This is a genomic window from Burkholderia seminalis, from assembly GCF_001718535.1.
GTDB lineage: Bacteria > Pseudomonadota > Gammaproteobacteria > Burkholderiales > Burkholderiaceae > Burkholderia > Burkholderia seminalis.
The window spans coordinates 1449067-1473902 of the sequence record NZ_CP013398.1; the positions used below are offsets into that span (position 1 = coordinate 1449067).

Here is a 24836-nt window from a genome sequence, read left to right on the forward strand (position 1 = left end):
GCGTGAACCGCGGCAGGCTCATCGTTACCGCGCATGCGCTGCGCGAGTGCGATGCCGATCGGCACCGAGACGAACGCCGCCCATGTTCCGTCAGCGGATCAATCCTTCGGCAAGCGCAGCGTGTCGAGCGCGTCCTGCGAAAACTCGACCCAGAACCGCTCGTTCGCGATGCCGGCCTGCAGCACCAGATGCTGCAAGCGTTTCGCGCGCGAGTCGGCGCCTTCCGGAAAATCGCGCGCCTCGATCTTCAGGTACAGGTCGAGCTTCTCCTGGTGAAGCGCGATCCGCCGCCGGATTTCGTCCTCGAGGCCCGACGGGCCGAGCACCGCTTCCGCACGCAGGCGCACCATCAACGCTTCGCGCAGCGGCGTCGGATCTTCCTGTTCGGCGATCCAGCGTCGCAGTTCCTTCTTGCCGGCCGGCAGGATCCGATAGGCACGCTTGCGGCCACGGCCCGATTCGGCGGGCAGCGATTCGATCCAGCCCGTTTCCTCGAGGCGCCCCAGTTCGCGATAGATCTGCTGATGCGTCGCCTGCCAGAAATAACCGATCGAGCGATCGAAGCGGTCGGCAAGCTCGGACCCCGAACCGGGACGTTCGGCGAGCGCGGTGAGGAGGGCGTGAGGCAAGGACATGTCGGATCGGAGGAGGCCGCGGAATGAATCGCATCTTGCCATATCGGGGCCACAGTACAAGCCAGGGATCCCGTTTATGCAACATGTTGCATAAACGGATGCGGTGAACTACCATCTGTGCAACTTGTTGCATAAAAATGGAGACGCCCCGATGACATCCCGTTATCCGCATTTGACGACCCCGCTCGACCTGGGCTTCACGTCGCTCAGGAACCGCGTGCTGATGGGGTCGATGCATGTGGGACTCGAGGAAGCGCCGAACGGTTTCGAGCGGATGGCGGCGTTCTACGCGGAGCGCGCGCGAGGCGAGGCCGGCCTGATCGTCACGGGCGGATTCGCACCGAACGAGCGCGGCCGTCCGGCGCCGGGCGGCGCGATGCTGACGACCGAGGCGGAAGCCGAACGCCATCGTGTCGTGACGCGCGCGGTGCACGCGGCGGGCGGCAAGATCGCGCTGCAGATCCTGCATTTCGGACGCTACGCGTATCACCCGGCGCTCGCGGCGCCCAGCGCGCTGAAGGCGCCGATCAACCCGTTCACGCCGCATGCGTTGAGCAGCGACGAAGTCGACGAGACGATCGCCGATTTCGTGCGTTGCGCGGCGCTCGCGCAGCATGCGGGCTACGACGGCGTCGAAATCATGGGGTCCGAAGGTTACCTGATCAACGAATTCATCGCCGCGCGCACGAACCATCGCGACGACGCATGGGGCGGCGCGTACGAGAACCGCATCCGTTTCGCGGTCGAGATCGTGCGGCGCGTGCGCGAGCGCGTCGGCACGAACTTCATCGTCATCTACCGGCTGTCGATGCTCGATCTCGTCGAAGGCGGCTCGACGCTCGACGAGGTGATCCGCCTCGCGCAGGCAATTGAGGCGGCCGGCGCGACGATCCTCAATACCGGCATCGGCTGGCACGAGGCGCGCATTCCGACCATCGCGACCAAGGTGCCGCGCGCCGCGTATGCGTGGGTGACGCGGCAATTGATGGGCAAGGTCGGCATCCCGCTCGTCGCGACCAACCGGATCAACACGCCGGAAGTGGCCGAGCAACTGCTCGCCGACGGCTATTGCGACATGGTGTCGATGGCGCGGCCGTTCCTTGCCGATGCCGAATTCGTCCGCAAGGCGCGGGAAGGGCGCGCGGACGAAATCAACACGTGCATCGGCTGCAACCAGGCGTGCCTCGACCATACCTTCAGCGGCAGGATCACGTCCTGCCTCGTCAATCCGCGCGCCTGCCATGAAACCGAACTCGTGATCCGCCCCGCCGGGCAGCGCAAGCGGATCGCGGTGGTCGGCGCCGGGCCGGCGGGCCTCGGCTTCGCGGTCACGGCCGCCGAACGCGGTCACGCGGTGACGCTGTACGAAGCCGGCGCCGAGATCGGCGGTCAGTTCAACATCGCGAAGAAGGTGCCCGGCAAGGAAGAGTTCAACGAAACGCTGCGCTATTTCCGCCGGCAGATCGAACTGCGCGGCGTGGCGCTGCACGTCAATACGCGCGCGACCGCCGAGATGCTGCTGCAGGGCGAATTCGACGAAGTGGTGATCGCGACCGGCATCGTGCCGCGCACGCCGCCGATCGACGGCGTCGGCCATCCGAAGGTGCTCGGTTATCTCGACGTGTTGCGCGACGGCAAGGTCGTCGGCCGCGACGTGGCGATCGTCGGCGCCGGCGGCATCGGCTTCGACGTCGCCGAATATCTCGTGCATCGCGGCGACGGTGAACGTGTCGACGCGGCGCGGTTCTTTGCCGAGTGGGGTGTCGACCGGACGTATGCGAACGCGGGCGGTCTCGGCCATGCGCGGCCCGAACCGGCGGCACGTCATGTCCACCTGCTGCAGCGCAAGGCGTCGAAGGTCGGCGACGGGCTCGGCAAGACCACCGGCTGGATTCATCGCACGGCGCTGAAGGCGCGCGGCGTCGGGATGTCGTCGGCGGTGACGTACCGGCGCATCGACGACGAGGGACTGCACGTGACGATCGACGGCGTCGAGCGGACGCTGCCGGTGGACAACGTGATCATCTGCGCGGGGCAGGAGCCGTTGCGCGAACTCGCCGTGCAGCTCGAGGCGGCCGGGTGCAAGGTTCATGTGATCGGCGGCGCGCACGAAGCCGCCGAGCTCGATGCGAAGCGCGCGATTCACCAGGGTACGACGCTGGCCGCGACGCTTTGACGCCGATTCGCTTTTCTTTCCGTTCGACGATTCAGGAGTCTACGAAGATGAATGCAACGACGCAGGTTCATCCCGCTGTCGCGAAGTCGCTCGACGTGTGGCACGTGATGGTCGAGAACAAGGACTTCGGGCCGCTGGAGTCGATCGTCCACCCGGATGCCGTGTTCCGTTCACCGATGGCGTTCAAGCCGTACGGGCCGGCGCCTGCGCTGTTGATCGCGCTGCGCACGGTGATCACGATCCTCGAGGATTTCGCGTATCACCGCCAGTTCGTCAGCGACGACGGCCGGAGCGTCGTGCTCGAGTTCAGCGCGCGCGTCGGCGACAAGGCGCTGAAGGGAATCGACATGATCCGCTTCGACGACGACGGCCGGATCGTCGAGTTCGAGGTGATGATCCGGCCGTTCAATGCGCTGCAGGCGCTCGGTGCGGAAATGGGCGCGCGGCTCGGGCAGCAGATGCCGACGTTCAAGATCGGCGGGTGAGCGCAGGCGTGGCTGCCGCATGGTCCCGGCCCGCCGCCGCATGGCGTCGTTCGGCATTCGTGCGGGTTATCTCGCCGGGGTTCGTTGGTGGGTTTGTCGCATGTGCGGGTCAGTACGCGGTCGAGCCGGGCAGGTTGCCGTCGAAGGCGTCCTGCAGCAGCGCGCGCAAGCCGTCGCGTTCGATCGGGCGAGGGTTCCAGTACGGATTGGCCGCCGCGAGGTCGGCCGCGCGATCGAGATCGGCCGCCTGCATGCCGATCGCCTTCAACGACACCGGCGCGCCGTTGTCGCGCGCTAGCGCGTAGAGGCCGCGCGCGGCGTCGTTGGTCCCGATCGCGCGGGCGATCCGCTGCATCGCCTCGGGCGCGTACGCCGCGTTGTACGCGAGCGCATGCGGCAGCACGACCGTGTGGGTCGGTGCGTGCGGCAGGTTGAAGCTGCCGCCGAGCGTGTGGCAGAGCTTGTGGTGCAGCGCCATGCCGACGTTGCCGAGCACCATCCCGCACAGCCACGCGCCGTAGAGGGCATCGCCGCGCGCGGCGAGATCGGCGGGATCGCGCCGCACGCCCGGCAGGCCGCGCGCCAGCGCGCGAATGCCTTCCTCGGCGACGAGGCTCATGACCGGATTTGCGTTGTCCGCGTACAAGCCCTCCGCCGCGTGTGCGATCGCATTGAGGCCGCTCGTTACCGACAGCTCGACCGGCAGCGTCACGGTGAGTTCGGGATCGTAGATCACCGTCTTCGGCAGCACGCGTGCATCCGTGCCGGTGCGCTTGAGGCCGCCTTCTGTCAGGCCGTAGATCGGCGTCATTTCGCTGCCGGCGTACGTGGTCGGTATCGCAAGGATCGGCAGGCAGCTTTCGAGCGCGATCGCCTTGCCCAGGCCGATCGTCGAGCCGCCGCCGATCGCGATCGCGCAATCGGCGGCGCAGGATGTCGCGAACGCCTGCGCATCGCGGGCGATCTCGATCGGCACGTGCATCGTCGCGCGGTCGTACAGCCCGGCGGCACGTGCGCCGAGCCGGTCGACGATGCGTTGCGCGAGGTCGCGCTGCTCCGGCGTGCAGAGCACGATCGCGCGCTGCGCGCCGAGCTCCAGTACTTCGCGTTCGAGATGGTGCAGGCTGCCTGCGCCGAAGACGACGCGGGCCGGCCGCGCCTGATAGATGAAGTTCATGTCGTGCTCACTCCGTCGCGTAGTCGACCTGATGGCGCGCAGTGCGCAGGCCGGTCAGTGTGTCGCGTACGCGTGCGTGTTCGGGATGCGTCGCGTAGCCGTCGAGCGCTTCGCGCGATTCGAATTCGGCGACGAGAATCAGGTCGCATGCGTGGTCGGCCGCACCGAGGTCCGTGCCGATCTCGAGGTGCGTCATGCCCGGAACCCCGCCGCGCAGGCTCTCGAAAGCCGTCTTGACGCTGGCGCGCGCCGTCGCGCGCTCGTGATCGGTTGCGCCCGCAACGTTCCACATGACGACGCGCCGGATCACGCGACCCGCTCCGCGGGATTCAGCACGAAGTCGTAGTCGAGCGTGTAGAACGGCGTGTCCATTCGCGACCCGTCGGGCGCGAGCCCGGGCGCATGCCGCACCCAGTCGGCGACGAGCGTCGAGCGCACGCCGAATACCGCGTCGGAGTCGAGATAGCGGTCGCCGTCGCGGAACACGTGCGTGATCAGCGTTTCGTAGCCGCGCGCTGCGATCATGAAGTGCAGGTGGGCGGGGCGCCAAGGGTGGCGGCCGAGCGCATCGAGCATCGCCCCGACGGGGCCGTCGTGCGGAATCGGATACGGCTCCGCGAGGATCGAGCGGAATGCGTAACGGCCGTCGGCGCCGCTGCGCAGCCGGCCGCGTGCGCGATGCGTGACGGACCCGTCGTCGGCCGGCTGCTGCACGTCGTAGTGGCCGTCTTCGTCGGCTTGCCAGACTTCCAGCGACGCGTTCGCGACGGGCGTGCCGTCGATGCCTCGCACCTGGCCGGACACGAAGCAGGGCGCGCCGCATGCGCCGTTCGCGATGTCGTCGAACATCGCGAACTCGGGGCTGCCGTCGACGTAGAACGGGCCGAACACGGTCGCCTCGGTGCAGCCGGCCGGCTTCGCATGGTTTTGCGCGGTGACGAGCGTGGACAACCCGAGCACGTCGGACAGCAGGATGAACTCCTGGCGCTTGTCGTCGGTGATGTGGCCGACGGCCGTCAGGAAGCCGATCGCGACTTGCCATTCGGCCTCGGTGAGTTTCGTTTCGCGGGCGAACGAATGCAGGTGCTGGACGAGGCTCGTCATCACCGTGCGCAGCCGCTCGTCGCGACAGCCGGCGAGCGACGCGATCACGGCCTGCGTGATGGTGTCTTCGTTGAGATTGCGCATAGGGGTTGTCTCCTGATGTCGTTCGATGGCGCGCTGACGTAACATTAATTCCTCCCGGAAACGTAAAAAAGCGGGTTTGGAGGAGTTTTGTTCTCCGCCAGGTGGAAGAATCGAACGCATGGACAAGTGGACGCAGATCGAATTTTTCGTGCAGGTGGCCGAGCTGGGCAGCCTGACGAAGGCCGCCGAACGGCTCGGCATGTCGAGCGCGGCGGCGAGCCGCTGCCTGAATGCGCTGGAGGAGCGGCTGGGCGCGCGGCTCGTCGAGCGCACCACGCGCCGCCTGTGGTTGACCGACGCGGGGCACGAGTACCACCGCCGTTGCGTCGCGATCCTGACGGAGCTGTCGGAGGCCGATGCGGCCGTCAACGCAGCGAGCGTCAATCCGGCCGGCACGCTGCGCGTGACCGCGTCGGTGTCGTTCGCGTCGATCTATATCGCGCCCGCGCTGCCGGAGTTTCACCGGCGGTACCCGAACCTGAACGTGCAGATCGTCGCGGCGAACCGTTACCCGGATTTCATCGAGGCCGGCATCGACGTGGCGATCCGCACGCGCGAGCACGAAGCCGATTCGGGCATCACCGTGCGCAAGCTCGCCGAGACGCGGCGCGTGCTGGCCGCGTCGCCCGGGTATCTGGCGAAGCATGGCGCGCCGGCGACGCCCGACGCGCTGTGCGACCATCGGCTGCTGGTCTACAACCTCGCGAACGATCCATACGTGCTGCATTTCCGCCATCGCGCGAAGACGCAGTCGGTCACGATCAAGAGCGTGCTCGATGCGAACGAGGGGCAGGTGATCCGCGCGGCGGCGCTCGCCGGGTTCGGCATCCTGATCCAGCCGCTCTACATCATCCACGACGATATCGTCGCGGGGAAGCTGGTGCCGGTGCTCACCGACTGGCAGCTGCCCGCGCTCACCGTCAACATCGCGTACCAGAGCCGCCGGCACCAGCCGGCGAAGATCCGCGTGTTCACCGAGTTCCTGATCGAGCGTTTCGAGCGCCTCGGGCTCGCGCGCAAGTGGAAGGAAGTCGGCCGCTGATCGCGGGCCAGCGTCGGGCGGGGTCGTGAAGTCCCGGCGCGAGTTCGCGGTGCGCAACCGGCCGCAGGGCGACACGCTGTGGGTGCGGTTCAGTTTCCCCGCTGTAAGGGCACCGGGAAGGGCAGAAAGGCTGACAAATTCCTGACGGATCGAGTTGATATATTGTATCATCCGACGTTTTCGTCGCCGGTGGCCGGCGACGACATTCCACCCAGATCGATACGACGTGACGAAATCCGGAAACCATCTGGCGCGCGGGGAGCGGCACCATGCCGCGCAGCGCCGGAACGCGGGCGCCTGGCGCACACGCGCGGCGCGCGGCTGCACGACCCTGCTGGGCTGCGCGATGGCGACTTCCGGCGCGTTGGCCGCCGAAGCGGCCGCATCCGCACCGGACGAGCGGCATGTGCTGCCGGCGATCAACGTCAGCGCGCAACCCGTAGCGACCGACCCGCTGGCACAACCGCTCGAAACAGGCTCGCGGCTCGGGCTCGCGAGCCTCGATACGCCCGCGAGCGTCGAGACGGTCACGGCCGCCACGATCGACGCACGCGGCGATCGCACGGTGCTCGACGCGGTCACGCGCGCGGCCGGCTTCGCGAGCGCGATGGCGCCCGGCAACGGCGGCACCGCGTTGAGCGTGCGCGGTTTCAGCGGGCAGGAATCGGTGATGACGCTGCTCGACGGCGTGCGGCTGATGCCGGCGGCCGGCACGATCACGTTTCCGTTCGATACGTGGTCGGCCGAGCGCATCGAGGTGCTGCGCGGCCCCGCGTCGGTGCTGTACGGCGAGGGCGCGATCGGCGGCGTCGTGAACGTCGTGCCGAAGCGGCCGCAGCGCACGCGCGAGACGACGCTGCAGGCGGGCATCGGCCTCGACGGCGCGAAGCGCGTCGCGTTCGATACGACGGGTGCGCTCGGCGCGCGGCTGTCTTACCGCTTCTATGCGAGCGACGCGCGCGCGAACGGCCTCGCCGAGCGGGCCGATACGCATACGACGGCGCTCGGCGGCGCACTGAAGCTCGACGTGAGCCCGCGGCTCACGCTGACGCTCGACTACGACTACGGCCGCCAGATGCCGGCAACGTACTACGGCGTGCCGGCGCCGAACGGCGTGCTCGATCCGTCGCTGCGCAAGCTCAACTACACCGTCGGCGATGCGACGATTTCGTACTACGACCAGTGGACGCGCCTGTCGGCCAGTTACCGGCCCGCGGCCGGCGTGACGATCGACAACCAGCTCTACTACCTGACGTCGAACCGCCACTGGCGCAACGCCGAATCGTACGCGCTCGATCCCGCGGCGGGGCGCGTCATGCGCGGCGACTATCTCGACATCGGCCACCACCAGCGGCAGATCGGCGACCGCCTGAGCGCGCGCGTCGACGGCACGCTGTTCGGCCGTGCGAACCGCTTCGTCGTCGGCACGGAGTTCAGCCGGATCACGTTCAGCGGCATCAACAACTCGCCGTACGGCGGCGAATCGACGGTGCCCGTGCACGGCTTCGACCCCGGCATCTTCACGAGCCCCGATCCGACCGTGCCGCAATTCAGCACGCGGGCGCGGCAGGCCGCGGTGTTCGCCGAGAACCGGCTCGAAGTGCTGCCGCGGCTCGCTTGGCTGAGCGGCGTGCGCTACGACCACATCGCCTTCAGCCGCGAACAGGCGGCGACCGGTGCGGGCTTCGACAAGCGCTTCGCGAACGTCGGCTGGCGCACCGGTTTTGTGTTCGAAGTCGCCCCGACCCTCAGCGCGTATGCGCAATACACGACGGGCGCGGAGGGGCTCGGCTCGCTCGTGACGTTGTCCGCGTCACAGGCGAACTACCGGCTCGCGACCGGGGAGCAGTGGGAGGCCGGGCTCAAGCAGACGCTGCTCGACGGCCGCGCATACTGGACGTTCGCCGTGTACGACATCACGAAGCGCAACCTGCTCAGCAGCGATCCGTTCCATCCGGCGCTGCGCCGGCAGGTCGGCCGGCAATCGTCGCGCGGCATCGAGTTGACGGGCGGTGCGCGGCTGCCGCAGGGCTGGACGATCGACGCGAACGTCGCGCTGCTGCGCGCGCGTTACGACGAATTCAACCAGACTGACGGCGGCGCGACGGTATCGCGAGCCGGCAACGTGCCGTCCAACGTGCCGCAGCAGACCGCGAACCTGTGGCTTGGCTGGGCGTTCGCCGAACGCTGGCAGGCGAATGCAGGCGTGCGCTACGTCGGCGCGACCTACGGCGACGATGCGAACCGCCTGCAGGTGCCGTCGTACACGGTGTTCGATGCATCGTTGCGCTGGCAGCCGACGTCGCGCACCGAGCTCGCGCTGTATCTGCGCAATCTCGCGAACCGCACGTATGCGGTGACGACGTCGAACGGCGGCGAGCAATGGCTGCTCGGCCCGTCGCGCTCGGCGGAGCTCGTCGCGACGATGCGTTTCTAGTGCGGCGCGACATGCGTCCCGTCACCCACATGCTCGACATCGAACGCGTGAGCTGGTCTCCCGGCGGCGCGATCGACGTGCTCGATTCGGTGACGCTGACGGTCGCCGAAGGCGAATTCGTCGGGCTGGTCGGCCCGAACGGCAGCGGCAAGACGAGCCTGCTGCGCTGCATATTCCGTTACGCGCGGCCCGATGCGGGCCGCGTTGCGCTCGATGCGCAGGACGTCTGGCGCATGCGGCCGCGCGCGGTCGCGCAGCGCATCGCGGTGCTGCAGCAGGAGACGCCGGACGATTTCGGGCTGACGGTCGACGAACTGGTCGGCATGGGCCGCACGCCGCACCAGCGGGCGTTCGACGCGGAGTCGGCCGACGATCGCCGGATCGTCGAATCCGCGCTCCGCGACGTCGGCCTCGTCGCGCGCCGCGCGCAACGCTTCGCCTCGCTGTCGGGCGGCGAGAAGCAGCGTGCGCTGCTGGCCCGCGCGCTCGCGCAGCAGCCCGAATTGCTGCTGCTCGACGAACCGACCAACCATCTCGACTTGCGTCACCAGCTTGAACTGCTTGCACGCGTGCGCCGCCTCGGCATCGCGACGCTCGCGACGATTCACGACCTCAATCTCGCGGCCGCGTATTGCGACCGGCTCCACGTGCTCGCGCATGGCCGGGTCGTCGCGTCCGGCACGCCGGGCGACGTGCTGACCGATGCGCTGCTGCGCGACGTGTTCGGCGTCGCCGCGCTCGTCGATCGGCATCCTGTGTCGGGCCGGCCGCGCATCACGCCGCTTCATCCGGAATGACCGCCATGCCGTTTCCTTTGTCCTCCGTCGCACGCCGGCTGGTTGCCGCCGCCGCGCTCGGCTGCGCCGCCGCTCACGCGGGCGCCTATCCCGTCACCGTGCGCAGTTGCGAGCGCGACGTGACGTTCGAGCGTGCTCCGACGCGCGCGGTCAGCAACGACGTCAACCTGACCGAGATGATGCTCGTGCTCGGCCTGAAGGACCGGCTCGTCGGTTATACGGGCATCGGCGGCTGGAAGACGGGCACCGCCCGCGTGCGCGACGCGTTGCGCGGCGTGCCCGAGCTGGCGAGCCAGTATCCGTCGCTCGAGGTGCTGGCCGCCGCGCGCGCCGACTTCTATCTTGCGGGCTGGAACTACGGGATGCATGTCGGCGGCGCCGTGACGCCCGCGACGCTCGCACCGTTCGGCATTCGCACCTACGAACTGACCGAGTCGTGCTCGCACGTGATGAAGCAATCGGCCGCGTCGTTCGAGGACGTGTTCCGCGACCTGAACAATCTCGGCCGGATCTTCGGCGTCGACGCGCGTGCCGCGCAAGTCGTCGCCGCGATGCGTGCGCGTCTCGCGGCGGTGGCGCGCACGCTCGGGAAGCCGGCGCCGCTGCGCGTGTTCGTCTACGACAGCGGGACCGACAAGCCGATGACGGCGGGCGGGCTCGCGATGCCGACCGCGTTGCTGGCGGCGGCCGGTGCGCGCAACGTGATGGACGACCTGCCGCGCAGCTGGACGCAGGTGAGCTGGGAGAGTGTGGTCGCGCGCGATCCGCAGGCGATCGTGATCGTCGACTACTCGGCGGTGACGGCCGCGCAGAAGCAGCAGTTCCTGCTGAGCCAGCCGGCGCTCGCGCGCGTGGCGGCGATCCGCGACCGGCGCTTCGTCGTGATTCCGTACGATGCGGCGACACCGGGCCCCGAGAACGTCGCGGCCGTCGAGACGCTGGCGCGTGCGCTGTATCCGGCCGCGTTCGCCGGGCCGGCGCGATGAGCATGCGCGTCGTGCTGCCGGCGCTGGCCGTGCTGCTGATCGTGTCGATCGTCGTGTCGGCCGCGTTCGGTCCGGCGCCGATCGCGATGGCGGCCGCGGTGCGGATCGTGGCCGCGCACCTCGCCTTGGCGTTCGGCGAGACTGGCGCGTTCGCGGCGAGCGCGGGCGACGACAGCATCGTGTGGCTGATCCGGATGCCGCGCGCGCTGCTGGCCGCGACCGTCGGGGCGACGCTGGCGGCGGTCGGCGTCGCGTTGCAGGCGGCGACCGCGAATCGTCTGGCCGATCCGCATCTGCTCGGCGTGAGCGCGGGCGCGATGCTCGGCGCCGTCGCGGTCACGGTGGTCGCCGGTGCGGCGTTCGGCCCGTTCACGTTGTCGGCCGCGGCGTTCGCTGGCGCGCTCGCGGCAACCGCATGCGTCGTCGCGCTCGCGCACCGGGCCGGCCGGCTCGAATCGGACCGGCTGTTGCTCGCGGGCGTGTCGGTGTCGTTCATGATGGCCGCATTCGGCAATCTGCTGCTGTATCTCGGCGACCAGCGCGCCGCATCGTCGGTGCTGTTCTGGATGCTCGGCGGCGTGGGGCTCGCACGCTGGGACCTGTTGCCGGTGCCGGCCGTGTGTGCGGTGCTTGCCGGCGGCGCGCTGTACGCGCGACGGCGCGAACTGAACGCGCTGATGTCGGGGGATGTCGCCGCGGCGTCGCTCGGCGTGCCGAGCGCGCGGATGCGACGCGAGGTGTTCGTCGTCGCATCGTTCGCGACGGGCGCGATGGTCGCGGTGAGCGGTGCGATCGGCTTCGTCGGGCTCGTCACGCCGCACCTGTGCCGGCGCGTCGTCGGCGCCGAGCACGGTCGGCTGCTGCCGGTCGCCGCGCTGACGGGCGCGATCCTGCTCGTGTGGGCCGACGTCGCGGCCCGCACGCTGGCCGCGCCGGAGGATTTGCCGATCGGCATCGTGACAGCGCTGTTCGGCAGCCTGTTCTTCGTCGCGCTGCTGCGCCGCCGCTGAGCGGCGAGCAATCGGATCCGGTCGGGTGGCGGCGGGGCGGCGGCCCGCCGTGCCTGTCATCGCGACGGCGTGGCCGTGCGCTTGACGTCGCCGGGCGTGTCGGCGCGTGTATCGGTGCCCGTCATGTCGAAAAGGCTGTCCGGCAGTGTCAGCGCGGGCAGCGTGATCACGAAGCGTGCGCCGCCGAGCGGCGAATCCTCGAGCCGCACGTCGCCGCCGTGCACCTGCGCGACGCGCCGCACGATCGCGAGCCCGAGCCCGAAACCGCCGGTCTGCCGGTCGCGGCTGGAGTCCAGCCGCTGGAACGGTTCGAACACGCGCGCGCGTTCGGCGACCGGAATGCCGGGGCCGTCGTCGTCGACGCTGAGCACGAGCGCGCCGCTCGCGTCGCCGGCAGCGGCCAGCAGGACCTTGCGCGACGCATAACGCGCGCCGTTGCGGATCAGGTTCAGCAGCGCGCGGGCGACGAGCTTCGGATCGCACACGTGAGTCGCGGGCGCACCGAACGCCGATACGTCGAGCGTGATCTCGCGATCGGCGACGTCGTTCGCGACGTTGCCGGCGACGCTGTCGATCAGCGCGTCGACGACGATCTCCATCGGCGCGAGTTCGCTCGCCCCCTGTTCGAGGCGGCCGATCGTCAGCAGCTCGGTGACGAGCTCGTCGAGTTCGCGCACGTCGCGCCGCAGCGCATCGCGGCGCTCGCGCATCCGTCCGGTCTCGTCGGGTTCGGCGAGCAGGGCGAGCCCGAATTCGAGCCGCGCGAGCGGCGTCTTCAGTTCATGCGAGATGCCATGCATCATTTCGCGCTGCTGCTTGATCGACGCCTCGATGCGCTCGGCCATGTCGTTGAACTGCCGCGACAGCTCGTAGATGTTCGACTTCTTGCCCGCCAGCTTCACGCGCGTCGACAGCTTGCCGGCGCCGAACGCGCGCGCGGCATCCTGCAGCCGCCGAATGTCGCGCCAGTGATAGTGAATCCACAGCACGACCGCAAACAGCGCCGCGAGCGCGAGCAGCAGGTACGCATAGATCCGGATGTCGAGATCCGGCGGCTCGATCGGGCGCGCATGCAGCACCGAGCCATCCGCGAGCGGCATGTAGTAATCCTTGCCGTTGTAGCTGATCGCGATCCTGCCGGTATCGAGATCGCGCAGCGGTGCGCCGCTCAGTTGCGCGCGCGCGTCGGCCATCGACATGAAGCCGAACCCTTCGTTGCCGTGCAGCGCGAGTTCGCGCAGTGCAAGCTCGCGCTGCGCGCCCGGATGGCGCTCGAGGTAGTCGTTCAGCACGAACGAATAGGTCGTCAGCGAATCGCGCTGCGCCTGCGCGACGCGCTCGTAGAAGATCCGGTCGAACGCCAGCTGGATGAACATGATCGACGCGGCGACGCACACGATCACGATGAGGTACAGCCTGATCAACGGGCGCAGCATTTATTCGTCCCACGCGGAAGGGCTGAACAGATAACCGCGACCCCAGATCGTCTTGATCTTGTGCGGCTCCGACGACGCATCCTCGAAGCGGCGGCGCAGCTTCGAGATACCCGAGTCGACCGAGCGGTCGAGCCCGTCGAATTCGATCCCGCGCAACTGCTTCAGGATGTCGTCGCGGCTCAGCACGGTGCCGGCCGCGCGCGCGAGGATCAGCAGCAGGTTGAATTCGGCCGTCTTCAGGTCGACCGGCTCGCCGCGCCACGTGACGGTGCGGTTCGGCGGCGAGATCGTCAGTTCGCCGAACACGATCGCCTCCGGCGCGGCGACGGGCGCTTCGGCCGCGGCCGTTTGCGCGCGGCGCAGCAGCGCACGGGCGCGCGCGACGAGCACGCGCGGCTCGATCGGCTTCGTCACGTAGTCGTCGGCGCCGGTCTCGAGGCCCGCAACCTGGTCGTAGACGTCGGCGCGCGCGGTCAGGATCAGCACGGGGACGTTGGTGAACGCGCGGATGCGCCGGCAGACTTCCATCCCGTCGAGGTTCGGCAGCATCAGGTCGAGGATCACGAGGGCCGGCTGGTGCTCGCGCACGGCCGCGACGGCAAGGTCGCCGCGCCGCACGACCGTCACCGCGAATTCGTAGCCGTCGAGGTATTCGCGGACGAGCTGCGCGAGACGGTCGTCGTCCTCGATCAGCAGCACACGGTATTTGAGCGGGTCTTCGTTCATGGTCTCCTCGGGATGCGCGCGCCATCTCGCACCCGGCAGGCTGATGGGCGGCGCGGCACGCGAATTCTATCCGGCGTACGGGAGGGCGGGGGAGCGGGGCGACAATCTCGAACAATCGAACACAATTGAGCACAGATTCTCCGCACATTCAGGACAGTCGCGGCGCAAGGCCGCACCTAGACTTCGGGCTCCGTCACTCTTATCTCAATATTGTGCGCCCCCTACTCCGCCGCTATCGTTATTGCATGCCGCTCGCCGGCCTGACCCTCGCCGCCGCCGCCCACGCGGAAAACCAGTATTCGCTGTCGCTCGGCGGTGGCTTCGCGCCACGCTACGCGGGCAGCAACCAGTATCGCGGCGTCGTCGCACCGTCGTTCTCCGCGACGTTCGGCAACGGCTTCTTTATCGACAGCACCGAGGGCGCGGGCTACAAGCTGAACCTGCCGCACGGCGTGTTCGTGTCGGCGGCCGTGAGCTACGACGCGGGCCGCGCGGACGAGAACCGCTTCGACCTGCCGGGCTCCGACTACCTGAAGGGCATGGGCCGGATTCCGGGCTCGGTGCTCGTCGGCGTGCGCGCGGGCGTGACGCTCTTCGATGCGGCCGAACTGAGCGTCGCGATCGATACACCGGTGACGCATACGTCGCGCGGCGTGTCGGGGCACGTGGATCTCGCGGTGCCGGTGCTCAAGACGTCGCAGCACGAGATCATCGTGACGGGCACCGTGCACGCGGGCTCGGGACGTTACATGCAGACGTTCTACGGCGTGACCGATGCCCAGTCGATGACGAGCCGGTTCCGGCCGTATTCGACGAGCGGCGGGATCGACAGCGCGTCGATGGCGCTCGCGTGGAACTGGACGCTGTCGCGGCACTGGTCGGTGCTCGCGACCGGCGGCGTGACGCGGCTGCTCGGCCGCTACGGCGACAGTCCGATCGTCCAGTCGCGCAGCAACTACTACGGGATGGCGGGCGTGACCTACACGTTCTGATCGGGCCGGCTCGACATGCGCGACCGGGCGCGCATCCCGGATGCGCGCGCCTTCGCGCCGGTCAGCGTGCGGTAACATGCAGGCGGCTTCGGCACCGGGCCGAAGCCACCGAAGCCGCGGTACCGGCGCGCCGCATCGGCGCGGCCGGTTGGGCGCGGGACCGGTCAAGCATGCAACGCCCGGCCGGCGACGAACGCCGCCCATGTTTCGTCGGGCGCGAAAGGGAGAAACCGATGAAGAAGACGATCGCGATGATGACGGCGCTGGTTGTGGGCGCAACGTTTGCGGGATGTGCGGACATGAACACGAAGGTCTCGAGCGCAGGCGGCGCGCCGGCCGGTGCGCCGCAGGCATGCAAGGCGGACGCGGGGCAGGACGACGCGCTGGTCGGCAAGACCGAGGCCGATGCGGCGGCGCAACTGGACGGCTGCCTGTGGCGCGTGCTCGAGCGCGACGGCAAGTCGCTGCCGGGCACGATGGATTACCGGCAGGAGCGCCGCAATCTCGGCATTCGCGACGGGAAAGTGATCTGGGTCCGGCGCGGGTGATGTGACGGTGCCGGCGTGACGCGCTACCCGTGCGATCGGGGGCGCGTCACTTCGAGATGTACCACAGCGCATCCGTACTGACGCGCGAAGGCTGGGCGGCCGGTGCCTGGGCCGGCGCGGGCGGCGGCGTGTTCGACGTGATGGCCGTCGGCAGCGTGGCGGGAAGGTTCGCCGTCGATGGCGAGGCGGCCGTCGATCCCGACGTCGACGGCGTATCCAGATACCACAGCGCATCGGCCGAAGCCGTGCGTTTCGACGCCGCTCCCGCTGCCGGATTCGTGGCGGTACCGGCGGACTTCTTCGAAGCGGCGGCCGCGCCCGCCGTACCGGCCTGCGCGGTCATGGCCGCGCTCCCGGCCGCCCCACGCTGCGCACGCGCCTCGAACGGCCCGAGCTGGAAGATTAACGTTTGCGCGGGACGGGTCAGGACGGCATACGGAAACTGCAGCTCCCACGACATCAGCACGCGCCCGCTCGACGTCTCGGTGAAGATCGCCGGCACGTGCTTCATGTCGCTGAACTGCACGTAGATCCGCGCGCCGTCGTCGAATACCTGGGTCGGCTTGGCCTGGTCCGCGCCCGTGACCGTCCAGCCGAAGTTGTACGTGCCGGCCGGGCCGGCGGGGCCGCCCTGCGGCGGCGGCGGCGGAGCCGGCGAGACCGTGCGCGGGCGCGTGACCGGCGGCGCCGACACGCTCAGGCTCGCGAACGGGTTGTAGGCCTGTGCCTGTTGCGGCGGCGTGAAGGAGGGGGGCAGGATAGGCATGGGGGTATCCGGCGAATCCGGCATGGTTCGGATTGCATCATAGACCTTGCGCGCATACGCGAGGCGCTTGTCGGGCGACGCGGAGTTGTACGCGCCGATCGCGTTCCAGTTGGGGCCGAGCTGGCGGATGTTCTGCGACAGGATCCACGCGCCGACATACGCGTTCGTGCACGCATCGAACAGGCTTTCCCGCGTGATGCCCTCGCGCGCGAGCGTCGGCAGCCACGTGCTGTTGATCTGCATCAGCCCGATGTCGACCGTGCCGTTCGTATTGGTGTTGACGGCGTTCGGATTCATTCCCGATTCGACCTGCGCGATGCCGCGCATCAGGCTGACGCTCACGTGCTGGAACGCGGCCGCATCGTCGAGGCAATCGGCCTGCGCGACACCCTGCACCGCGCACGACAGCGCGATCGTCGAGGCGATTTTCAGCGTTTCGCGGCTGATCGCACGGATGGTATGACGCGGCATGGCAGGTTGGGGCGGAATCCGGGCGCCCGGTGCAAGGAAATGACGTGAGACGCGAAGTGTGCCATAGCGGGCGGGCAAATGGCTCGCGTCAAACTTTCCTTTGCATTTGCGCACGCGTTCGCCACGCATTTTTATCGCGTCGGATCACGCGGCGCGACGACATCCGACCGGTAAAAATGGCCGGATTTTCGGTGAATGCCGGTGCGACGGCGGCGATCGAAACCTGACGCACGACGTCAGCCGTCTCGTGTGCGCCGTATCGAATTGCGTGAAAGGATTTCACCGGGCCATCCCTGTCCGGCTCGAATTCGAATAAAAGCGGAAAAACAACGGCGGCCGAAGCCGCCGTTCACGTCCCGCGGCTTCGACCGGCCGCATCGCGTGCGACCGGTCGCTTCCCATCAGAAGCGGTGACGCAGGCCGAGGTTGACCATCGTCTGCGAGCTGGTGCCCGCATAGCCGTACGAACCGATCGACGCCTGCGCGGCCATCGAGCCGCCCTGGCCGTCGCCGGTCTGGCCGCTCGCATGCTGGTAGGCGGCGGTCAGGTAGACGTCGGTGCGCTTCGACAGGTTGTAGTCGGCGCCGGCCGATACCTGGTGATAGGTGGCCGACGTGTCGCCGCCCGAGCGCGTGTAGCTGTAGCCGACGCCGACGAGCAGCGCGTTCGTCGCCTGGTAGTTCAGGAAGCCTTGTCCGGTGTTGTAGTGCTCGTTCGAGCCGAACACCGAGCTGGCGTCGCGGCGGTATTGCGCGTTGCTGTAGCCGAGGCCGAACGTGAAGGGCCCGGCGACGTACTGGCCCGCGATGCGCGCGATGCCGAGCGAGTGGGCGCTCGCGTAGCCGCTGTTGATCGGGCCGTCGAAGGTGCCGTCCGACGAGCTGGTCCAGCCGCTGCGCAGGCCGTTCGACGCGGGGCTGTTGGTCGCGTGGAAGTAGCCGCCGGCGACGCTGAATGGTCCATTGTTGTACGACACGGCGGCCGAATACGACTGCGCGGCGCCGGTGCTGCCCGCGATGCCGCCGAACGAGTACATCGCCGCGAACTGCAGGCCCGCATAGACGGCGGACGTGTACTTCACCGCGTTGTCGACGCGGAAGCTGTTGTCGTAGTTGTCGACGTCGCCCGGCGTCGCGAACACGCTGCCGAGATAGTTGTCGGCGGTGATGCCCTGCACGAGATCGACGAGCGGGTCGTACTGGCGGCCGAACGTGAGCGTGCCGTAGCGGTCGCTCGTCAGGCCGACGAACGCCTGCCGGCCGAACATGCGGCCGCCCTGGCCCTGGCGCCCGTTGCTCGGGTCGAAGCCGTTCTCGAGCTGGAACAGCGCCTTCAGCCCGCCGCCGAGATCCTCGGTGCCTTTCACGCCGAAGCGGCTGCCGGCCAGGTTGCCCGCGCTGCTGTTGCCGAGCATCCACGCGTTGTCCTTGCCCTGCGCGTGGTTCACGTAGGTGATCGACGTGTCGATCACGCCGTACAGCGTGACGCTCGATTGCGCATGTGCGACGGGTATCGTCGCGAACGACGCGACGGAAATCAGCGAGAGGGTCGTGCGTTTCATTTCATCTCCTTGCGCATGGGCTTGTGTTCGTGATCCGGAATGGCAGGAGACTACCGAGCCGCAATGGAACGGCAAAAACGAAATTCTCCGTTGTGGTCTGACGCAGACAGGGGTGTTCTTCGAAATGCACCGTTGAGGGATTTGGATTATTGAGAATCTCGTATCAATGCGTTGGCGTTTCGTGATTTCGCCATTGCGTTTTGCGTCTCCCGCGACAATGCCGGGCAATCGAACGGTGAATCGCGGCGATTCGAATATTGTTATTGATCCGTCAAATAATTATTGAATGAATTGAATGGGCCGGACCGCAATGCGTGTGTTAAGGACAAGTCGCCCGCGGCCGGCGACGGCAGCGCGGCTTCGCTACCTGGCGCGACCCGATCGCCGCCGTGCGCATCGAAACCGCGGCCGCAAGCTTGCTTTTGTATATAATAATCATTCTCATTTACAGAATCGTTGACGCCCGCGCACCCCGGAACCCGGCCATGTCCGCTGACAAGCTGTCTCTTCATCGAGAAATCGACGCCCTTTATGCCGGCCACCATGCGTGGCTGCGCGGCTGGCTGAGCCGGAAGCTCGGTTGCGCGCATCGCGCGGCCGATCTGGCGCACGACACGTTCATGCGCCTGCTCGCACGCGACGAGCCGATCGGCGCCGACGAGCCGCGCGCGTTCCTGACGACGGTCGCGCAGCGCGTGCTGAGCAATCACTGGCGGCGCGAGCAGATCGAGCGCGCGTATCTCGACGTGCTGGCGCAGCGCCCCGAAGCGCATGCACCGTCGCCGGAGGAGCGGGCCGTCGTGCTCGAGACGCTGCTCGAAATCGACCAGCTGCTCGACGGCCTGCCGCTCGCGGCGAAGCGTGCGTTTCTGCTCGCGCAACTCCACGGCCTTACCCAGGCCGAGATCGCGCGCGAACTCGGCGTGTCGCTCGCGACGGTGAAGCGCCATCTCGTGAAGGCCGGCACGCAGTGCTTCTTCGCGATGGCGGCCTGACCGATGGCCGTGCCACGCGCACCGGCGGTGCCGCCGCACGTCGCACGCCGCGCGGTCGAATGGTGGGCCGACCGGCAGTCCGGCCGCGCCGACGAGGCGTTTGACGCCGCGCTCGCGCGCTGGCGCGCCGAGGATCCGGCGCATGAAGCGGCATGGCGTCATATCGAGACGATGCAGGGTCGTTTCGGCCGCCTCGCGGCCGGGCTCGACGCGCAGGCCGCGCATGCGGCGCTGCTGCCGCCGCGTGCGGGCCGCCGCCGCGCGGCCGTGAAGACGCTGGCCGTGCTGCTGTTCGCGGGCGGCGCCGCCTGGATGGCCGAGCCCGCGCGGCGCGCGGCGATCTGGCCGGCCGACCTGCGCACGGCGGTCGGCGAGCGGCGCACGGTGACACTCGCGGATCGCACGGTCGTCGTGCTCGATACCGACACGGCGCTCGACGTGCATTTCGACGACACGACGCGCCACCTGCGCCTGTTGCACGGCACGGTCATGGTGACGAGCGGCCATGACGATCGCGAGCCCGCGCGGCCGCTCGTCGTCGCGACCGCGCAAGGCGAGTTGCAGCCGCTCGGCACGCGCTTCGCGGTACGGCAGCGCGACGGTGCGACCCGCCTCGAGGTGTTCGCCGGCGCGGTGCGCGTGCAGCCGGCCGGCGCGACGGCCGGCATGCGCGTGATCGCGGCGGGAGAGGGGGCGGATTTCACGCGCGATGCGATCGGCGCGCCGGCGCCGCTCGATCCGCATGCGTCCGCGTGGACGGTCGGCATGCTGGTCGCGTCGCGCATGCGGCTGGCCGATCTCGTCGCCGAGCTCGACCGCTATCGGCGCGGCAGCCTGCGCTGCGATGCGGCCGTGGCCGACCTGCGCGTATCGGGCACCTATCCGCTCGACGATCCCGCGCGCGTGCTCGACACGCTGAAGGCGACGCTGCCGATCGACGTCCACTACCTGACCCGCTACTGGGCGACGGTCGTGCCGGCCGGTTCGTGAGCGCATCGACAAAAATTTCCGCCGGCTTGAGCTGTTTTTCGCGGTTCGCGTGACATGGGTATTGAAAGCTGCATTGGCCCATCGTCCACCGACTCTCCGCTCATGGTTTCCATCCGTCTCACGTATCGGCGCCGTCCGGCGCCCGCCCGTCATCTGCCGCGCGCGGTCGCGCCGGGCCGTCTTGCGCGCCGACTCGCCGGTGCGGTCCTGCTGTCGGCGCTGCTGCCGCTGCCCGCGCTGGCCGACACCGACGCCGACGCGGCGCCCGCGGCACAGCGTGCGCCGCGCCGCGCGTTCGACGTTCCGGCCGGCCCGCTCGAGGCCGCGCTGAACCGGTTCGGGCGCGACGCGGGCATCCTGCTCGCGTTTCCGGCCGAGTTGACGGCCGGTCTGACGAGCGGCGGCGTGCACGGCCGGTTCGACATCGACGGCGCGTTCGATCGCCTGCTGGCCGGCACGGGGCTCGTCGCGCTGCGCCAGCCGGGCGGCGGCTACACGCTGAGGCGCGCGGACGGTTCGGCGGCCGGAACCGTGGCGGCCGGCGTCGCACCGGCCGCCGAGCTGCCGGCGATCAACGTGCGCACGAGTGCGTTGCGCGCCGAAAGTTATCGCGCGCCGAAGGAAGCGGGCGTGCTGCGCTCGGACATTCCACTGCTCGACACCGCGCAGGCCGTCAACATCGTGCCCGCGCAGGTGTTGCGCGACCAGCGTCCGCGCAATCTCGACGACGCGCTCGGCAACGTGAGCGGCATCACGCAGGGCAACACGCTTGCAGGCACGCAGGACACGATCATGAAGCGCGGCTTCGGCGGCAACCGCGACGGCTCGATCATGCAGAACGGCATGCCGCTCGTGCAGGGTCGCGCGTTCAACGCGGCGGTCGACAGCGTCGAGGTGCTGAAGGGCCCGACGTCGCTGCTGTACGGGCTGATGGATCCGGGCGGGATGATCAACGTCGTCACCAAGCAGCCGCAACTCGCGCGCTACAACGCGATTTCGCTCGGCGCATCGACGTTCGGACACCGCAAGAACGGCGGCGGCGCGACGTTCGATTCGACCGGGCCGATCGGCGATTCGCGGCTCGCGTACCGGCTGATCGTCGACCAGTCGAACGAGCAGTACTGGCGCAACTTCGGCGAGAACCGGCAGACCTTCGTCGCGCCGTCGCTCGCGTGGTACGGCCGCGACACGCAGGTCGCGCTCTCCTACCAGTACCGCAAGTTCCATACGCCGTTCGATCGCGGCACCGCGCTCGATCCGCGCACCAATGCGCCGCTCGACATTCCCGCGCGGCGGCGCATCGACGAGCCGTTCAACAACATGGACGGCGAATCGCATCTCGCGCAGCTGACCGTCGATCACCAGTTCAACGCGGACTGGAGCGCGCATTTCGGCTACAGCTACAACCGCGAGACCTACGACGCGAACCAGCTGCGCACGACCGGCGTCGACCCGGTGAAGGGCACGATGACGCGCAGCAACGATGCGACGCACGGCTCGCTCAGCACCGACAGCTACGGAGTCGGCTACGTGAACGGCAAGCTGACGCTCGCGGGGATGCGTCACGACGTGCAGGTCGGCTTCGATACCGAATACCGCCGCATCTATCGCAACGACATGCTGCGCCAGGCCGTGAAGACGCCGTTCAGCTACATCGATCCGGTGTACGGGCTGCTGCCGCCGTCGAGCACGGTGTCCGCGAGCGACAGCGACCAGACCGACACGCTGCACGATGCGTCCGCGTTCTTCCAGGATACCGTTCACCTCACCGACAAGTGGATCGTGTCGGGCGGCCTGCGCTACATCACGTACAACCAGGTCGCGGGGCGCGGCCGGCCGTTCAAGGCGAACACCGACCTGAGCGGCTCGAAGTGGCTGCCGCGCGCGGGCGTCGTCTACAAATGGACCGACACGTTCTCGCTGTACGGCAGCTACTCGCAGTCGCTGAAGCCGTCGTCGTCGATCGCGCCGATGGCGTCGGGCTACATGATCGACGGCTCGACGCCGCCCGAGGAGGCGACCGCATGGGAAGTAGGCGGCAAGCTCGACCTGCCGGGCGGGATGACGGGCACGCTTGCGCTGTTCAACATCGACAAGAAGAACGTGCTCGTGTCGCAGTACAACGACGCGACGAAGCTGACCGACTGGCGCACGTCGGGCAAGGCGCGCTCGCGCGGTGTCGAGCTCGACGTGTCGGGCAGGATCGGCGAACGCGTGAACGTGATCGCGAGTTATGCGTACATCGACGCGAAGACGACCGAGGATCCGCTGTATGCGGGCAACCAGCTGTGGAACGTCGCGCGCCACACCGCTTCGCTCGCGGCCGTCTACGACTTCGGCACGATGATCGGCGGCGACGACCTGCGCGTCGGCGCGGCCGCGCGCTATGTCGGCGCCCGTCCCGGCGATTCGGCGAACAGCTTCACGCTGCCGTCGTACGTGCTCGCCGACGCGTTCGCGACCTACGACACGCGGATCGGCAAGCAGAAGCTGTCGTTCCAGCTGAACGTGAAGAACCTGTTCAACCGCACGTACTACCCGTCGAGCGCGAACCGCTACTTCGTCGCGATCGGCGACGCGCGACAGGTGTCGCTGCTGACCACGCTGCAGTTCTGATCATGCAATCGCCGCGCGGCCGGTGCGCCGGCGCGCGGCCATGGAGAACATTCCGATGAACCTGAAGACGAAGACCGGCGCCCTGCGTGCCGTTGCCGCCGGCGCGCGGCGCCGCGCGTTGCGCGCGATCGCGGGCGCGGTGCTCGCGCTGGGCGCGGGCGTATCGGTTCCCGCGTCCGCAGCCGCGGCCGACGCACCGGCGGCCGTCACGCGCGTCGCGATGCTCGTGCAGCTGCGCGGCCCGAACCTGAAGGCCGACGAACGCATCGGCCGGCATCTTGGCGAACGCGGCTATGCGGTGCGCCTGATCGATGAGTCGGCCACGCCCGATGCGGCGCGCGACGCGGACCTCGTCGTGATCTCGTCGACGGTGTCGTCGAAGAACGTGCAGCCCGGCTGGCGCACGCTCGACAAGCCGCTCGTGACCTGGGAAAACGACCTGCTCGACGATCTCGCGATGACGGGCAAGCGGCACGACGCCGACTTCGGCGAAACGGGCAAGGAGCGCTACCTGTGGCTCGTCAACGCACCGCATCCGATTGCGGCCGGCTTGCCGGCCGGCGCGACCAACGTGTACGGCAAGCAGGCGCCGATGAGCTGGGGCAAGCCGGGGCTCGGCGCGATCACGATCGCGACCGTGTACGGGCAGCCCGACAAGGCCGCGATCTTCGCGTACGAGAAGGGCGCGACGATGGACTACGAAGCGCTCGCGCCGGCGCGCCGCGTGATGTTCTTCCTCGACAACGATACGTTCGCGAACCTGTCGCCGGCCGGCGTCGCGCTGTTCGACGCGGCCGTCGACTGGGCGGCCGGGCGGCGTTGAGCCGCCACGCGCCGGTCAGGCAGGCCGCGGCGGCGTACTGATCCGCGACGCGGCTTCGATCAGTTGCGCCAGCTGCTGCGCCGGTTCCGACATCGTGCGCCGGGCGCGGTGCACGAGCCCGATGTCGCGGTGGAACGTGTGCGGCCCGAGGTCGATCGCGCGCACGCCGGCCGGCCAGCGGCGATACACGGCCGTCTGCGGCACGATCGCGATGCCGACACCGTTTTCGACCAGCTTGACGATCGCATCGAGCTCGTCGAGTTCGCAGGTGTCACGCACCGCGATATGCATCTTGCGCAGGAAGCGATCGACCTGACGGCCGCCGAACGACGCGCGGTCGTAGCGCACGAACGGCTCGCTCGCGAGCAGGCCGGCCCAGTCCTTGCCCTTCACGCCGCGCGGCACGATCAGCCGGAACGGTTCCTGCGCGAGGGTCGTCCAGTGCAGGTCGCTCTGCAGCGAAAACGGCGGGCGGATGATGGCGGCCATGTCGATCTCGCCCGCATCGACCCGGTTCACCAGCTCGATCGACAGCCCCGGGATCACGCGTGTCCGGCATGCGGGATGCCGGCGATGGAAATCGGCCAGCGCGGCCGGCAGCAGCGCGCTCTGCACCGATGCGATCGCACCGATCGTCACGCGCACGGCGGCCGGTGAGCCGGGCGCCGTCGAGCTCAGGTTGTCGTACAGGCCGAGCAACGCCTGCGCCTGGTCGAGCACGTGATGGCCCATCTCGTTGAGCCGCGCCGACCGGCCTTGCCGGTCGAACAGCGCGAAGCCGAGCTCGGCCTCGAGCCGCTGCATCTGCGCACTGACGGCTGCCTGCGTGAGCCCGATGCGGTTGCCGGCGGCGGCGAACGTGCCTTCCCGGGCGACGGCGACGAGGGTTTTCAGCTCGCGGATCATTCATCAATTCCGTTTGTGAATCGCGAAAGTATATATTGATTTAATTTTTGCTCGACCTTGTCTACCATGGTG

At 68.6% G+C, this 24836-nt stretch carries 22 protein-coding genes; 13 read left to right on the plus strand and 9 right to left on the minus strand.

Features of this window, described 5'->3' with window-relative positions; all coding sequences use genetic code 11:
- Positions 1-98 precede the first annotated feature (98 nt).
- Positions 99-635, minus strand: a complete 537-nt coding sequence (locus WJ12_RS06600) for a PadR family transcriptional regulator (protein WP_049032392.1) — start codon at positions 633-635, stop codon at positions 99-101.
- Between the two features lie 151 nt (positions 636-786).
- On the opposite strand from WJ12_RS06600, the gene WJ12_RS06605 reads away from it, so the two are divergent.
- Complete coding sequence (locus WJ12_RS06605; protein ID WP_059557039.1) at positions 787-2811, plus strand: oxidoreductase; 2025 nt, start codon at positions 787-789, stop codon at positions 2809-2811.
- 47 nt (positions 2812-2858) lie between these two features.
- Positions 2859-3296: a nuclear transport factor 2 family protein gene (locus WJ12_RS06610; protein ID WP_059557038.1), complete on the plus strand. Its 438-nt coding sequence runs from the start codon at positions 2859-2861 to the stop codon at positions 3294-3296.
- 109 nt (positions 3297-3405) lie between these two features.
- Here WJ12_RS06610 and WJ12_RS06615 read toward each other — a convergent pair whose 3' ends face one another.
- The 3 genes from WJ12_RS06615 to WJ12_RS06625 are packed head-to-tail and all read right to left on the minus strand — an operon-like array spanning position 3406 to position 5661.
- The gene (locus WJ12_RS06615; RefSeq protein ID WP_059557037.1) at positions 3406-4473 is read right to left on the minus strand and encodes a maleylacetate reductase; all 1068 of its coding nucleotides are present in this window, start codon (positions 4471-4473) and stop codon (positions 3406-3408) included.
- Between the two features lie 7 nt (positions 4474-4480).
- Positions 4481-4783: a Dabb family protein gene (locus WJ12_RS06620; RefSeq protein WP_059557036.1), complete on the minus strand. Its 303-nt coding sequence runs from the start codon at positions 4781-4783 to the stop codon at positions 4481-4483.
- Positions 4780-5661: an intradiol ring-cleavage dioxygenase gene (locus WJ12_RS06625; RefSeq protein ID WP_034186702.1), complete on the minus strand. Its 882-nt coding sequence runs from the start codon at positions 5659-5661 to the stop codon at positions 4780-4782. Before WJ12_RS06625 ends, WJ12_RS06620 begins: the two co-directional genes overlap by 4 nt.
- 118 nt (positions 5662-5779) lie before the next feature.
- Here WJ12_RS06625 and WJ12_RS06630 point away from each other — a divergent pair, with 118 nt between their 5' ends.
- From WJ12_RS06630 to WJ12_RS06650, 5 genes are all read left to right on the plus strand, one after another.
- Positions 5780-6703, plus strand: a complete 924-nt coding sequence (locus WJ12_RS06630; protein WP_059557035.1) for a LysR family transcriptional regulator — start codon at positions 5780-5782, stop codon at positions 6701-6703.
- Between the two features lie 346 nt (positions 6704-7049).
- On the plus strand, positions 7050-9140 hold the full coding sequence (locus WJ12_RS06635) for a TonB-dependent receptor (protein ID WP_059557060.1): 2091 nt from the start codon (positions 7050-7052) through the stop codon (positions 9138-9140).
- 11 nt (positions 9141-9151) lie between these two features.
- Positions 9152-9937, plus strand: a complete 786-nt coding sequence (locus tag WJ12_RS06640; RefSeq protein ID WP_034186768.1) for an ABC transporter ATP-binding protein — start codon at positions 9152-9154, stop codon at positions 9935-9937.
- Positions 9934-10923, plus strand: a complete 990-nt coding sequence (locus WJ12_RS06645) for an ABC transporter substrate-binding protein (RefSeq protein WP_034186704.1) — start codon at positions 9934-9936, stop codon at positions 10921-10923. Before WJ12_RS06640 ends, WJ12_RS06645 begins: the two co-directional genes overlap by 4 nt.
- A gap of 2 nt (positions 10924-10925) precedes the next feature.
- Positions 10926-11933 carry a FecCD family ABC transporter permease gene (locus tag WJ12_RS06650; protein WP_059557033.1) on the plus strand — a complete coding sequence of 336 codons (1008 nt, stop codon included), beginning with the start codon at positions 10926-10928 and terminating at the stop codon, positions 11931-11933.
- Between the two features lie 56 nt (positions 11934-11989).
- Here WJ12_RS06650 and WJ12_RS06655 read toward each other — a convergent pair whose 3' ends face one another.
- Positions 11990-13369: an ATP-binding protein gene (locus tag WJ12_RS06655; protein ID WP_059557032.1), complete on the minus strand. Its 1380-nt coding sequence runs from the start codon at positions 13367-13369 to the stop codon at positions 11990-11992.
- On the minus strand, positions 13370-14095 hold the full coding sequence (locus WJ12_RS06660) for a response regulator (RefSeq protein WP_059557031.1): 726 nt from the start codon (positions 14093-14095) through the stop codon (positions 13370-13372).
- A 245-nt stretch (positions 14096-14340) separates the two neighbouring features.
- On the opposite strand from WJ12_RS06660, the gene WJ12_RS06665 reads away from it, so the two are divergent.
- Together WJ12_RS06665 and WJ12_RS06670 are read left to right on the plus strand one after the other, a co-directional pair.
- Entirely contained in the window at positions 14341-15087 is a 747-nt protein-coding gene (locus WJ12_RS06665; protein WP_034186708.1) for a MipA/OmpV family protein, read from the plus strand.
- A 233-nt stretch (positions 15088-15320) separates the two neighbouring features.
- Complete coding sequence (locus WJ12_RS06670; protein WP_059557030.1) at positions 15321-15635, plus strand: hypothetical protein; 315 nt, start codon at positions 15321-15323, stop codon at positions 15633-15635.
- Between the two features lie 46 nt (positions 15636-15681).
- Here the strand turns inward: WJ12_RS06670 and WJ12_RS06675 are convergent, their stop codons facing one another.
- The gene (locus tag WJ12_RS06675; protein WP_059557029.1) at positions 15682-16872 is read right to left on the minus strand and encodes a lytic transglycosylase domain-containing protein; all 1191 of its coding nucleotides are present in this window, start codon (positions 16870-16872) and stop codon (positions 15682-15684) included.
- A 401-nt stretch (positions 16873-17273) separates the two neighbouring features.
- A complete protein-coding gene (locus WJ12_RS06680) occupies positions 17274-18434 on the minus strand; it encodes a porin (protein WP_059557028.1) in 1161 nt (386 codons plus the stop codon).
- A 485-nt stretch (positions 18435-18919) separates the two neighbouring features.
- Here WJ12_RS06680 and WJ12_RS06685 point away from each other — a divergent pair, with 485 nt between their 5' ends.
- From WJ12_RS06685 to WJ12_RS06700, 4 genes are read left to right on the plus strand one after another with little or no spacing between them, the layout of a single operon-like run.
- On the plus strand, positions 18920-19429 hold the full coding sequence (locus WJ12_RS06685) for a sigma-70 family RNA polymerase sigma factor (RefSeq protein ID WP_059557027.1): 510 nt from the start codon (positions 18920-18922) through the stop codon (positions 19427-19429).
- A 3-nt stretch (positions 19430-19432) separates the two neighbouring features.
- Complete coding sequence (locus tag WJ12_RS06690; RefSeq protein ID WP_059557026.1) at positions 19433-20419, plus strand: FecR domain-containing protein; 987 nt, start codon at positions 19433-19435, stop codon at positions 20417-20419.
- Between the two features lie 54 nt (positions 20420-20473).
- The gene (locus WJ12_RS06695; RefSeq protein ID WP_059557025.1) at positions 20474-23035 is read left to right on the plus strand and encodes a TonB-dependent siderophore receptor; all 2562 of its coding nucleotides are present in this window, start codon (positions 20474-20476) and stop codon (positions 23033-23035) included.
- 55 nt (positions 23036-23090) lie between these two features.
- Positions 23091-23858 (plus strand): hypothetical protein, encoded by a 768-nt coding sequence (locus tag WJ12_RS06700; RefSeq protein WP_059557059.1) that lies wholly within the window; start codon positions 23091-23093, stop codon positions 23856-23858.
- 15 nt (positions 23859-23873) lie between these two features.
- On the opposite strand, the gene WJ12_RS06705 is transcribed toward WJ12_RS06700, so the two are convergent.
- On the minus strand, positions 23874-24764 hold the full coding sequence (locus tag WJ12_RS06705) for a LysR family transcriptional regulator (RefSeq protein ID WP_059557024.1): 891 nt from the start codon (positions 24762-24764) through the stop codon (positions 23874-23876).
- Positions 24765-24836 lie beyond the last annotated feature (72 nt).